This is a genomic window from Streptococcus sp. E17BB (genome assembly GCF_041807725.1).
In the GTDB taxonomy this organism is placed as follows: domain Bacteria; phylum Bacillota; class Bacilli; order Lactobacillales; family Streptococcaceae; genus Streptococcus; species Streptococcus entericus.
This window is the reverse complement of the sequence record NZ_JBGTZC010000001.1, coordinates 92,352-104,608: the sequence shown is the minus strand read 5'-3', so window position 1 is coordinate 104,608 and position 12,257 is coordinate 92,352. Positions and strand designations below refer to the sequence as shown.

Genomic DNA, 12,257 nt, shown 5'->3' with positions numbered 1-12,257 from the left:
GGTTTCAGAAACTTTGAAAAGACAAAACTCGCATTTTCATTGCCATAAACATAAAACGAGAGAAGACAAGAACTGTCCTCTCTCGGTGTTAAGTGGGTCAACCCACTACAGTTGACAAAGAGCCCTTTGTTTCATATGTGCCTTTTCCATTGTTCAAAAAGCTCTACAGTCTCTGTGGTGGTCTTATCCACTAGAGACTGTAGAGCTGAAATTTGTCTACACTTCTTTTGTCAACATAAGAGGTTTTTAGTCCTTATCTTCCTTAACATACTGGTATAAACTAATGAGCAAGGAAATGAAACTCCATAGAAGAATTAACAAAATAAATAACTTCGTCGGCTGTCTTATGGATGGAAATTGTGTTAAAACTAGAAAAAGTGATTGAATGAAAATTAAACTTTGAAGAAAAATGAAAAGCAATCCAAACTTCATAAAATTATTTTACCCCCTATCCATGTTAATCATAACATCCATTTTATTATAAACATTTGGGTCATGTGTAGCGATAATGATCAGACGATTAGTTGTCTTCAGACCGAGTATGAGTTTAATAATTTCCTGAGCGTTTTTTGCATCTAGCGAAGCTGTCGGTTCATCAGCTAATAGAATTGGGGAATCTTTTAAGATGGTTTTAGCAATCGCTACTCTCTGAGCCTCTCCACCAGATAATGAAAAAATTTTTCTACTTAAATCTAAAGATAGATTTACCTCTTGTAGCGCACGGAGCATTTGCTGCTTTTTCTCTGCTTCATCCAATTTTTTACCAATAAAGGCTAAGTCTAAATTTTCTTTAATTGTTCTATTATCCATTAACCCATAATTTTGAAAAAGGTAGCTAACATAATCCTTAAAATAAACTTTTTCTTTAATATTCTTTAACGGAGTGCCATCCACAAAAACCTCTCCTTCATCAACCGATTCTAGCTTACCAATAATATTGAGCAAAGTTGTTTTTCCAGTTCCAGACTCACCTACTATACCATATGTTTTCCCTCTCTCGAAATAATAATCTGATTTTGAAAATAAGATTTTTTCCTCAAAAGACTTACTTACTTGACGAAGTTCAATCATACTGACCTCCTTTTAAATAACGGACGTAAATTCCTTTTTCTTTTTGCATAACCACAAAAAATACAATGAGTGAACATAACAGATAAGCAATAGGTACCATGACAATAGTAATAGAGAATCCTATAAAGAATGCAATGAGTGACAGACACAAATGGATGATTAGCATTAACATCAGAGGTAAGCGATGTAAAGCCAGTAAAGAATAGCCAGCCAACCGTTTGATCAAAAATTCTCTACGCCCTTGATAAAAATAGATTGTTACTAACAATTTTATTAATAGTAGTGAGCTAATACCACCAACAAGCATAACTGTAAACAAACTATTACGTTTTATTTCTAACTGTTGTATTTTTTGTAAGATGGCATATTTCCCATTTGTTAAAGCTCCTAATGCCGATGTCATCTGATGTTTTTTGATTAATTCTAAAACCTTTTCAGGCGAAGCGACTAAAATATTTGAGGGTATAAAATTTTCAACTGAAATTTTTTCAATAACTATAATGGGATACTTAACAAAAACTTCATTCGACCAAAGTTGCCCAACGCTTGAAAACACAGGAAAGACAAAGACTTTTTCTCCCCCGTTATAGCTAGCAAAACTGAGGACTGAATCTGGATAAGGGTTTTCATAGGGGATATTATCAGGTAAGAAACCTCGCTCTAAAAAGGTCCGCCATGCCTTAGACAAATTATCAAATTGATTCACCTCTTGAGGTAATAAAACAAGTCGATCATGCTCTTTCAAGTTAGCGATCCTTGCTTTTGTCTCCTTATCTAAATTCAGGGAGACTTCTTCTATAAACTGTTCATTGACATAAATAACATTCGATACGTTCTCTGGTGTTGGGGAAAAGCTCCCTTTATTTGGGGTATCAATCATAGCCATATGATCTAAGGTTGTTTCCACCGATAATGTCGGAACTTCACTTAGCAAATCACTAATAAAGACTTCCCATTGTTGGCTGTTTACCATGCCCCCGTCATCTAAAGAAGTCAGTTGATAAAAATCTGATTTATTCGACCATTCTTGGTAACCAGCAGAAAGTGTGTTTAAGTCATTCTGAATTCCTGTCGCACCATAAACACTAGACATCACCGATACTAGGCTTAGTAGCTGTATGACCAAGACTAATATAGCCATCAATCGAACGGGAACTTTTCCCTTGATGGCATGAATAATTGGTTGTTGTTGAAGGATATGATAAAACAAGTGAGACAGAAAAAAATTAATCCCTAACAATAAAATCGTCCATACTATCAAAGGAGAAGAAACAATAAAGAAAGCTATCAGGGTTAACATGCCTGTAGCGGATAAGAAACTAATAACCCCCAAAATATGGAGAAGAAACAATAAAATAATAAATAGGCTTGAGGTAGTGACCTCTTGTAAAGCAATATCATATTTTCCTTGACCAGATAGTCGTTTAACACCAATATTTTTTAGTTCTGATATATAGTCCGATAATATTAGCGTTGCATAGACCACCAAAACAACTAAGGCAATCATTATACTCTGTGGTATTGTCAACATTAACCTTAGCAAAGCAAAATGCTGGTTTGTTGGAAAAACCACCACTTGATTGCCAAGTTCATTTAAGCGCTGGCTAAGTTGATCGGCACTTAAATGTCCATCGACAATAACATATAAAGTATTATGGGGACTATCACGAATGAATTGGGCATCGCTTTGTATCGGGAAAATATCAGGTAACCGTTCGCCTCCAATCGGCACATAAGTATTTTCCAATAAACCTGTGTCATTATTTTTCGGAGAAACAATTCTCCTTGCCAGAATTAGACCTTCTTCTTTACTAATTTTTTCTAACTGTTCTGGAAGATCAATCGTAGATTTTTCCACAAAAATAATCTCTGAGTACCCGTAAGAAATCTCATTTCCATAACGTTGAATAAAAACAAGACCTAGAACAGTTAACACTAAAAACGTGACGAGTAAAAGCAGTCTGTTCAATCGTTTATACATAGGTCACCTCAACTATAGGACTAAAATGGCTAAAAGAGAGGGCAAATGACCTCTCTTCCTCCGTTACCGAATAGCATTGCCATTAGAATCATAGTGATTAACCGGATGGTAATAAAATGAAGCAGGGGCCCAAACATTTCCTATAGAGGAGTACGCCCAAACACCTGAACCTGCATTAGCCCAGTTTTTTGCTCCATTATTACGATTGACCACTTTGGCACCGTTCTTATTGTGTGAGTGATAATAATTTGAATAGGTATAAAAAGTCCCGTAACCATAGTTCCATGTGCCACCGTCGACTTCAACTGCACTAGCAATCAAGCCACTAGAAATAACAATAGCACCAGCTAAGATACATGTATATAAGGCATTTTTAATCTTTTTCATAATATAATTCCTTTCTAAAATAAAGATATGGGATTTTGGCGTAGTTATTTTTCCTAAAACGCCTCTCTCTAACACTAAACCTAATTTGGATTCGCTTTCATGGTATCATGTTTTTTTTAAAATGTCAAATAAATCTACTCATTTTTTCGTTTTCATGTACAAATCTATACCATAAGATATGCGTTAAGATATGCGTTCTTGTGTCATGATGGATTGGCTTAAGATAAAATTATGGGGGTAAAAGGCTAGGACTTTTGCTGGTTTTATGATACAATAAAAGTAACCAGACAGCCGAAAGGCTTTTTTTCTAAACAATCAATTAACAAAGGAGATGTGACATGTCACTATTAGATAGTTTTGATAAGGGTTGGTTTGTGCTACAAACCTACTCAGGATATGAAAATAAGGTTAAAGAGAACCTCTTACAACGAGCGCAAACCTATAATATGCTTGAGAATATTTTGCGCGTGGAGATTCCGACACAGACGGTCAACGTTGAAAAAAATGGTGAAACAAAAGCTGTCGAAGAAAATCGTTTCCCAGGCTATGTCTTGGTTGAGATGGTCATGACTGATGAGGCTTGGTTCGTGGTGCGGAACACCCCAAACGTCACAGGGTTTGTCGGCTCTCACGGAAACCGTTCAAAACCGACCCCGCTCTTGGAAGAAGAAATCAGAGCCATTTTGGTATCAATGGGACAAAGTGTGGACATTATCGACACCAACATTAATCCAGGAGACATGGTTCAGATTATCGATGGCGCCTTTATGGGACAAGAAGGGCGTGTGGTTGACATTGACAATAACAAAGTCAAGATGATGATCAACATGTTTGGTACAGAAATCGCAGCAGAGTTGGAACTTTATCAGATTGCAGAGTTGTAAGGTCAGTGCTAACGGCTAGTTATCTCTGGTTCAGGCAAACTTAGAGATACCGTTAAACAAGGGTACGGACATCGTTCGGCGACTGATAAGAATAACGAAATGAGGAATATAAATGAAAAGCATCTATAGTACCAAAGTCTACAACACGGGAGGTCGTGTCGGACAAGCCTTTACAGAGGATAAGTCTTTTCAGGCAACGGTAGTCCAACCAGGCACTAAGCAAGAAGGCGCAACAAACCCAGAACAGTTATTTGCAGCAGGCTATGCGTCGTGTTTTAACGGTGCTTTGTATGCTGTTCTTAAACAAAAAGATATTGTGGCAGAGGCAACAGTTTCAGCCACTGTTACACTTTACGCTTTGCCAGCAGCGGATTTGCCAAATGTTCAGCTGGGTGTTGCGATTGAGGGTCATATCGAGGGACTTACTTTGTCCGAGAGTCAGGAACTACTAGATTTTGCTCATACGGTGTGCCCTTATTCAAAAGCTGTTGCGGGTAATATAGATGTGACGGTTACCGCTGTTTAAGAGCGATTCCCTTAGCTGATGAGCCGTTACACGACCTCTCGATGCCCTCGCCAGCCAGAGGAGTGATTTGGTGGAGGAGCAATTCTTGACATCAGGGAACGAGAGGCAGCCCAAAGATGCCTGTTTGAAGAGGCAGATTGAGCGCGCAGAGCTCGCTACAGTCGTGAGAGCTGTAAAAGTTGATAATATCAGCGCATTTTAGGGGCTAGTTGCTGTGCAGCTTGTGATTTCCCTCCTTCAAGGTCCGTACGCCTTGAAGCACTCAAACACTGTGTCTGGTTTAATTGACGATAAAAAGTGGAGCAATAAGCTGCCCTAGCCTTATCAGTTAACTAAAATCATTTGACGAAATATGCATTTTATCGTAAAATGAAAGAATGGATAAAACTGGCGACTGCCAAGACAGTAAGGAGCACACCTTGACATTAGACGTATTTGCAGGACAAGAAAAAACAGAACTTTCAATGATTGAAGTTGCCCGAGCCATTTTAGAAGAGCGTGGTCGTGATAACGAGATGTTTTTCAGTGACTTGGTCAATGACATTCAACGCTACCTAGAAAAAACCGATGCGGAGATTCGTTCAGCCTTACCTTATTTTTATGCTGATTTAAATACTGACGGTAGCTTTATTCCCCTCGGTGAAAACAAATGGGGTCTGCGTTCGTGGTATGCTATCGACGAAATTGATGAGGAAATCATCACGCTGGAAGACAATGATGACGACGAGGACGCGCCAAAACGTAAGAAAAAACGCGTTAATGCGCTTGCTGGTGATGATGACATCGACTACAGCGATGATGACCCAGAAGATGAAGACTATGGTCGTGGTGATGACCAAGAGTTAGAGTATGACGATGATAATGCTGACGATGAAAAATCTGAAGTTGACAGTTATGATAGCGAGCTAAACGAAATTGACATCGATGCCCCGCTTGATGATGACGACAGCAGTGTTGCCCTTGATGACGAGGATGATTTTTCAGAAGATGAAGAGGTTTAAGACTTCTCTTGTCTGCGTGGACAAGGCACTTTTGAACTAATCATAGCTTTAGCTTATGGCACCTTGTTCGGTAGTAGAGCATAGGGTAACGTCTCTCGTACCGAATGGTTTATTTTAGCATCGTGCTACGAGTCAGATAAGTCAGTCAAAACAGCCTAGTTAAGGACTTGGTTCTGGATGTTACAGGACTAAGTCTTTTTGCTTCTAGCCATAGCAATTGCTGTGGAAAGGTGCAGGTATCTTTCAGAAAATCAAGTTATCGCTAGAGAGTGTTACTTGGCAACAGAAACTAGTTGTTAACCATCTTATGCTAAGCTATCTAGTCAATTAGACTGAATTTGATTTATTCTTGTCAGCTATCTTGGGAGGGAAATCGGAGACGCGCCTTTTTGTGATTAGTTTTTAGGTATGGTATAATGGTAAAAAAGATATGTTGAGGACGAATATGCCATTACTTTACCAATCAACTCGTGATGCAAAAAACCGTGTCACTGCTAGTCAGGCCATTTTGCAAGGTTTGGCGACGGACGGTGGGCTCTTTACACCGACGGATTTGCCTGTTGTCCATCTGGACTGGGATCACCTGTCATCGGCCAGCTACCAAGAGGTGGCTCAGCTGATTTTGTCAGCTTTTTTGGATGATTTCACGCCAGAAGAGCTGGCGCACTGCATTCAATCTGCCTATGATGACAAGTTTACTAGCTCTGCCATTGCCCCCATTCGCAAGGAAGGCAATAGCTATATCCTTGAGCTGTTTCATGGGTCCACCATTGCGTTTAAGGATATGGCGCTGTCTATTTTGCCGTATCTGTTGACCACAGCGAGCCTCAAGCAGGGAACAGACAAGAAAATCGTTATTCTGACGGCGACTTCTGGTGACACGGGCAAGGCGGCTATGGCTGGCTTTGCAGATGTAGCAGGTACAGACATTATCGTCTTTTACCCTAAAGGTGGGGTTTCTAAGATTCAGGAATTGCAGATGACCATACAGGAAGGAGCGAACACTCACGTGGTGGCGATCGAGGGGAATTTTGACGATGCCCAGACAGCGGTCAAGAAAATGTTTAATGATGAGACGCTGCGGGAGCGTTTGGCGCAGGCGGGCTATCAGTTCTCTTCTGCCAATTCGATGAACATTGGTCGCTTGGTGCCACAGATTGTCTACTATGTCTATGCCTATGCTCAGCTGGTGTCGCAAGGAGAAATTGTAGCAGGTGATGCGATCAATATCGCTGTTCCGACGGGTAACTTTGGGAACATTCTCGCGACCTACTATGCTCGTCAGATTGGTCTGCCTGTCCACAAGCTGATTTGTGCGTCTAATGACAACAAGGTCTTGACCGACTTTTTTGCCAGCAAAACTTATGACAAGAAGCGAGACTTTCGTGTGACGACCAGCCCATCTATGGACATCTTGGTATCGTCTAACTTGGAGCGCTTGATTTTCCATTTGGTGGGCAATAGCACAGCTAAGACCAAGGAGCTGATGGAGCAGCTAGCGATAGCTGGGGAGTATAGCCTGACTGAGTTTGATCCTGCTATCTGGGACTTGTTTGAGGCGGGATTTGCCACAGAAGAGCAAACTGCAGCTGACATCAAACGCCTCTATGAGGAAACGGGCTATGTCCAAGACCCGCATACAGCAGTGGCGTCCAGCGTCTACCAAGCTTACCGTACACGGACAGGAGATGAGACCCCAACCGTGATTGCTTCGACAGCGAGTCCCTATAAATTCCCACGCGTAGCCGTCTCTGCCATCACAGGAGTAGACAGCGGGGACGACTTTGTTGCCGTAGAGGAGCTAATAGACATCTCTCAGGTGGCTTTGCCAAAAGCTGTTGATGGTTTGCAGACCGCTACCATCCGCCACGACAAGGTGGTGGCAGTCGCTGACATGCAAGCAGCGGTAGAGAGCTATCTGGGTTTGTGAGAATTATGACTTATAGAGGAGCGAGGATGGATGTCTGAGCTCTTTTTTGGAGAATTATGTATTATAAAAAATTGTTGCGCATCGCTCTTCCCGCCATGGGAGAGAATGTCCTGCAAATGTTGATGGGGACGGTGGATGCTTATTTGGTGGCTCAGCTGGGAATTGTCGCCGTTTCTGCTGTTTCGGTTGCCAACAATGTGCTCAGTATTTATCAGGCAGTTTTTGTCGGTTTAGCTACAGCAGCCAGCAGTCTTGTTGCAAGGCAGGCTAAAGCTGCTGACAAGGTTGCTTTCATCGGACAAACGGTCGTTTTGACAGCTCTCGTTGGAGTGTTGCTGGGATTGGGAACCTTACTTTTTGGCGGTTATTTTTTATCAGGCTTAGGATTATCAGGTCATGTCTTAAGGCTTGGTCAGTCCTACATTGGTGTTGTGGGTGGAGCAACTGTTTTATTGGGGCTGATGATGAGTTTGAGCAGCCTCATTCGTGCGCAAGGGCAGCCGAATCTTCCGTTCTGGGTTAGTATCTTTGTTAATCTGGTCAATCTAGTTTTATCCGGCTTATTTTTAAAGATGACGGATTTAGGAGTGGTCGGAGTAGCTCTAGGAACGGTTTTGTCACGAGCCCTCGGTGTGGGCTTGCTCTGGCATTCACTTGATTCGCGTCCGACAGTGCACCAGCTATTGCTCAAAAAAGAAAATCCTCTCTGGCACCAGTCACTGCCACTCGTCGGTGAGCGGTTGATGATGCGAGCTGGTGACGTGGTGCTGATTGGCGTGGTGGTGAAGCTAGGAACGGAAGCCGTGGCTGGGCATGCGATTGGCGAAACCTTAATCCAGTTTAGTTACCTGCCAGCCTTGGGGATGGCTGTGGCGACGGTGATTTTAGTGGCTAACGATCGTCATCAGCAGGAGAAGCTCAATGGCTTAGTCCATCAATCCTATTACCTCACTATTGCGATGATGGCGTTGACGAGCTTAATCGTTTGGGGCTTTGGAGATTATTGGCTTAGCTTCTTTACCAAAGAGGCTGTTATAACCAGCTACGCAAGGATTATTCTGCTTTTTTCCGTGCTGGAGTTTCCTGTGACGGCTGGAACACAGATTTTTACAGCGACTTGGCAAGGTTTGGGACGTCCTCAATTACCATTTGTAGCAACAAGCATCGTCATGTGGCTAGTTCGGGTACTGGGGGGCTATCTGATGGCGATTGAACTTGGTCTCGGGCTATGGGGGGTGTCGCTGGCTATTACCTTGGATAATCTTTGGCGCACCCTCTTTCTCTACTGCCGCTATCGTCGTTGGTTAAAAGGGCAGTCAGGGAAGGTTTCCTAAAATCATAAATAGAAAGAGAAATACAATGATGAAATCAATTGTGACAGATGTCTTTTTTCTTGGTCAGCCAAGCAAGCCTGCCACCAAGGCAGATCGTTTTATTGGTTAAGAATTGCAGGCGACGTTAGTTGCGAATAAGGACCGTTGTGTTGGCTTAGCGGCTAATTGGGTTTTCTAGTCTGGTCATGTACAACCCTGTTTTGCTAGGCAAGAGCCAGCCCTACGAGACCCAAGAGGGCTGTTTGTCCTTGTCAGGAAGTCGACAAACGACACGTTATCGTGAGAGAAGGGTACGCTTTTTCAATCAGCAATGGCAGGAGCAAACGCTGACCCTGACCGATTTTCCAGCTCAGATTTGTCAGCATGAATTGAATCATTTAGATGGTATTTTGATTTGAGGGTGTCGTTGGTTAAGGAGAAATTTCTACTCAGGGACTAGAAATTTTTACCAAAATGTGATAGAATGAACGAGTAAGGGTTTAGCTCTGCTATTGCCCAAAAAATAAAGGAGGCTATAACATGCCATTAGTTTCAGCAGCAGAATTTGTCAAAGCGGCGCGTGAGAACGGCTACGCTGTCGGCGGATTTAACACCAACAACCTTGAGTGGACTCAGGCTATCCTGCGTGGTGCAGAAGCCAAAAAAGCGCCAGTGCTTATCCAAACATCTATGGGTGCGGCTAAGTACATGGGTGGTTACAAGGTTGCTCGTAACTTGATTGCGAACTTGATTGAGTCTATGAACATCACTGTTCCTGTTGCCATCCACCTTGACCACGGTCACTACGAAGACTCTTTGGAGTGTATCGAGGTTGGTTACACCTCTATCATGTTTGACGGCTCTCACTTGCCAGTTGAGGAAAACCTTGCAAAAGCTCGCGAAGTGGTTGCTCTTGCACACTCAAAAGGGATCTCTGTTGAGGCTGAAGTTGGTACTATCGGTGGTGAGGAAGACGGTATCGTTGGTAAGGGTGAACTTGCTCCAATTGAAGATGCCATCGCTATGGTTGAAACTGGTATTGACTTCTTGGCAGCTGGTATCGGTAACATCCACGGCCCATACCCAGAAAACTGGGAGGGTCTTGACCTTGAACACTTGAAGAAATTGACAGAAGCTATCCCTGGCACGCCAATCGTTCTTCACGGTGGTTCAGGTATCCCTGATGAGCAAATCCAAGAAGCGATTCGTCTTGGTGTGGCTAAAGTTAACGTGAACACTGAAGGACAGATTGCCTTCACAGAAGCAACGCTTAAATTTGCGTCTGACTACTCTGCTAACAAAGCTGAGTACGACAAGAAAAAACTCTTCGACCCACGTAAATTCCTTGCAGACGGCGTGAAAGCTGTTCAAGGTATGGTAGAAGAGCGTATCGATGTCTTTGGTTCAGCCAATAAAGCGTAGTCATTTCAGAAAAAAGCAATTTTCGGATTGCTTTTTTTAATCTAGCAAACATGGCAGAAAATTATCTATGTTGGTGAGCAAGTAAGGCATCTGCTGACAAAGGAGCAACGAAAATCTATCCGACGACCATTGAGTTCTAAAGGATACAAGAAAAAATATGTTCAACAAGCTAAGTTTTATCATGAAAAAGGTTATCTGGTGCTAGTTGCGATTAACATGATGCCGTGGTTGCTGTTGGCCATGCGAACATGGTCGGATCAGACTTTTCATGTGGCGGTCCCGTCCTGGTGATTGAGGCAAGAATATAAACGGCGCTATCAAGATCGTGGCAATAACCGACGATTTATTACTGAAGTTATGCTGGTCTGGTATCCAACAACCTGGTTTTTCGGTCTTATGGCTATGATTTTTCCAAATCACGTGACCATTCTTCAATCAGGTGAGTACCTTGGGAAGGTTTGTTTAACAAAGGGTTATCTCTCCTCAGGCAAGATGACTTGACACCTTTTGTTTTTGGTACTTTTTAGTGATACGGTAAATAGCTGAGCTGATTTCTTATACTGCCTGTTAGGTTACTTCGTAAACGAGTTAATCGTTTTCAAATTTTCATTTGAAAAAAAACTTAAAAAGGGTTACAATAGATATATAAAATTTATTATGTCAAAAGGAGCATTTATGGCAGTTAGTACACGTCTTATCGAAACGATTGATGGGCAGGAGATTCATCAAATTACCTTGTCAAATCTCCGAGGAACTCGGGCGGATTTTCTGACCTTGGGAGCGACTTGGCAAAGTTTTTATTTCCCTCAACCTGATGGTCGATTGACTAATTTAGTCTTAGGACATGAGTTGCCTAGTGACTACCTTAAAAATGGCATCTGTGCTGGTCAGACAGTCGGTAGGGTGGCTGGTCGGATAAAGGCTGGTCAAGCCATAATCAATGGTGAGCTCTGCCATTTACCAACCAATAATAACGGGAATACCCTACATGGTGGACCTTATGGTCTTCACCGCCAAGTCTGGGATTACGGGATTATCGAAGAACCAGGTAAGTCTGGCGTTCGTTTCAGCTATCGGTCCTTGGCTGCCCTTGATGGCTTTCCTGGAGATATGACCATCACTGCAACTTATCTGCTGGATGATCACGACCGTCTCACTGTGACTTATGAGGGTAGTGAGGCGACCAGTGATACCCTCTTCAATCCGACTAATCATGTTTACTTTAACTTAGGTGAGCAGGATAATTTAGCGCGGCATACCTTGTTTATCGCTGCTAATGCCCGGCTTGAAACAGATGAGCATTTGATTCCGACAGGGCGACGTCTGGATGTCACAGGAACGCCTTATGATTTTCGGAAGAGCACATCAGTCATTGAGGCAATCAGCCTCACAGGTGGGTTAGATGATGCCTTTGAGGTCCTTGTTCCTGAGACCAATCCTATTGCTATCTTGACTGACCAGATGAGTGGTAATCAGGTCACCGTTTACTCTGAGCGTAATGGTCTGGTGGTTTACAGTTTTAACTTCCCTGAAGAAGGTGTCGTCTTCAGCCGAAGCAATGGGCGAGAAAACTTGAAACATGAAGGAATCGCTCTGGAAGCCCAAACCTTACCTGATGCGGTCAACCATGCTGATTTTGGGGATATTATTTTGAAAGCAGGTCAGACTGCCCGCTACACGATCACCTACGATTTTGACAGGATTGACTAATAAGTTCTAAAAAGCCACCAGCGAGACAGCTG

General features: G+C 42.5%; 10 protein-coding genes and 1 pseudogene. 8 read left to right on the top strand and 3 right to left on the bottom strand.

Annotated features, from left to right (window positions below; genetic code table 11):
- Positions 1–441: 441 nt before the first annotated feature.
- The 3 genes from ACERC7_RS00495 to ACERC7_RS00485 form a co-directional block, all read right to left on the bottom strand.
- Complete coding sequence (locus ACERC7_RS00495) at positions 442–1,071, bottom strand: ATP-binding cassette domain-containing protein (RefSeq protein ID WP_373658179.1); 630 nt, start codon at positions 1,069–1,071, stop codon at positions 442–444.
- A complete protein-coding gene (locus ACERC7_RS00490) occupies positions 1,064–3,052 on the bottom strand; it encodes a DUF1430 domain-containing protein (RefSeq protein ID WP_373665825.1) in 1,989 nt (662 codons plus the stop codon). The genes ACERC7_RS00495 and ACERC7_RS00490 overlap by 8 nt, the downstream gene beginning before the upstream one ends.
- A 63-nt stretch (positions 3,053–3,115) precedes the next feature.
- Complete coding sequence (locus ACERC7_RS00485; protein ID WP_373665824.1) at positions 3,116–3,439, bottom strand: lactococcin 972 family bacteriocin; 324 nt, start codon at positions 3,437–3,439, stop codon at positions 3,116–3,118.
- 338 nt (positions 3,440–3,777) lie between these two features.
- Between ACERC7_RS00485 and nusG the strand changes: the two genes are divergently transcribed.
- From nusG to ACERC7_RS00445, 8 genes and pseudogenes are all read left to right on the top strand, one after another.
- On the top strand, positions 3,778–4,323 hold the full coding sequence (nusG, locus tag ACERC7_RS00480) for a transcription termination/antitermination protein NusG (protein WP_373658175.1): 546 nt from the start codon (positions 3,778–3,780) through the stop codon (positions 4,321–4,323).
- Between the two features lie 112 nt (positions 4,324–4,435).
- Complete coding sequence (locus ACERC7_RS00475; RefSeq protein ID WP_373658174.1) at positions 4,436–4,849, top strand: Ohr family peroxiredoxin; 414 nt, start codon at positions 4,436–4,438, stop codon at positions 4,847–4,849.
- Positions 4,850–5,268: 419 nt separating this feature from the next.
- A complete protein-coding gene (rpoE, locus tag ACERC7_RS00470) occupies positions 5,269–5,850 on the top strand; it encodes a DNA-directed RNA polymerase subunit delta (RefSeq protein WP_373658173.1) in 582 nt (193 codons plus the stop codon).
- Positions 5,851–6,295: 445 nt separating this feature from the next.
- Complete coding sequence (gene thrC / locus ACERC7_RS00465; protein WP_373665823.1) at positions 6,296–7,780, top strand: threonine synthase; 1,485 nt, start codon at positions 6,296–6,298, stop codon at positions 7,778–7,780.
- A 56-nt stretch (positions 7,781–7,836) separates the two neighbouring features.
- Complete coding sequence (locus tag ACERC7_RS00460; RefSeq protein WP_373665822.1) at positions 7,837–9,114, top strand: MATE family efflux transporter; 1,278 nt, start codon at positions 7,837–7,839, stop codon at positions 9,112–9,114.
- A gap of 25 nt (positions 9,115–9,139) precedes the next feature.
- A pseudogene (locus tag ACERC7_RS00455) lies at positions 9,140–9,512 on the top strand (peptide deformylase).
- Between the two features lie 121 nt (positions 9,513–9,633).
- Positions 9,634–10,515 (top strand): class II fructose-bisphosphate aldolase, encoded by an 882-nt coding sequence (locus tag ACERC7_RS00450; protein ID WP_373658169.1) that lies wholly within the window; start codon positions 9,634–9,636, stop codon positions 10,513–10,515.
- 675 nt (positions 10,516–11,190) lie between these two features.
- Positions 11,191–12,225, top strand: coding sequence for an aldose epimerase family protein (locus tag ACERC7_RS00445; protein WP_373665821.1), 1,035 nt, complete (start codon positions 11,191–11,193; stop codon positions 12,223–12,225).
- Positions 12,226–12,257: the final 32 nt, after the last annotated feature.

Bases quoted from the DNA above. Each gene is read 5' to 3' on its own strand.
- ACERC7_RS00450 (WP_373658169.1), top strand. From the start codon at position 9,634: ATGCCATTAGTTTCAGCAGCAGAATTTGTCAAAGCGGCGCGTGAGAAC.
- ACERC7_RS00485 (WP_373665824.1), bottom strand. From the start codon at position 3,439: ATGAAAAAGATTAAAAATGCCTTATATACATGTATCTTAGCTGGTGCT.
- ACERC7_RS00460 (WP_373665822.1), top strand. From the start codon at position 7,837: ATGTATTATAAAAAATTGTTGCGCATCGCTCTTCCCGCCATGGGAGAG.
- thrC (WP_373665823.1), top strand. From the start codon at position 6,296: ATGCCATTACTTTACCAATCAACTCGTGATGCAAAAAACCGTGTCACT.
- ACERC7_RS00445 (WP_373665821.1), top strand. From the start codon at position 11,191: ATGGCAGTTAGTACACGTCTTATCGAAACGATTGATGGGCAGGAGATT.
- ACERC7_RS00475 (WP_373658174.1), top strand. From the start codon at position 4,436: ATGAAAAGCATCTATAGTACCAAAGTCTACAACACGGGAGGTCGTGTC.
- ACERC7_RS00490 (WP_373665825.1), bottom strand. From the start codon at position 3,052: ATGTATAAACGATTGAACAGACTGCTTTTACTCGTCACGTTTTTAGTG.
- ACERC7_RS00495 (WP_373658179.1), bottom strand. From the start codon at position 1,071: ATGATTGAACTTCGTCAAGTAAGTAAGTCTTTTGAGGAAAAAATCTTA.
- nusG (WP_373658175.1), top strand. From the start codon at position 3,778: ATGTCACTATTAGATAGTTTTGATAAGGGTTGGTTTGTGCTACAAACC.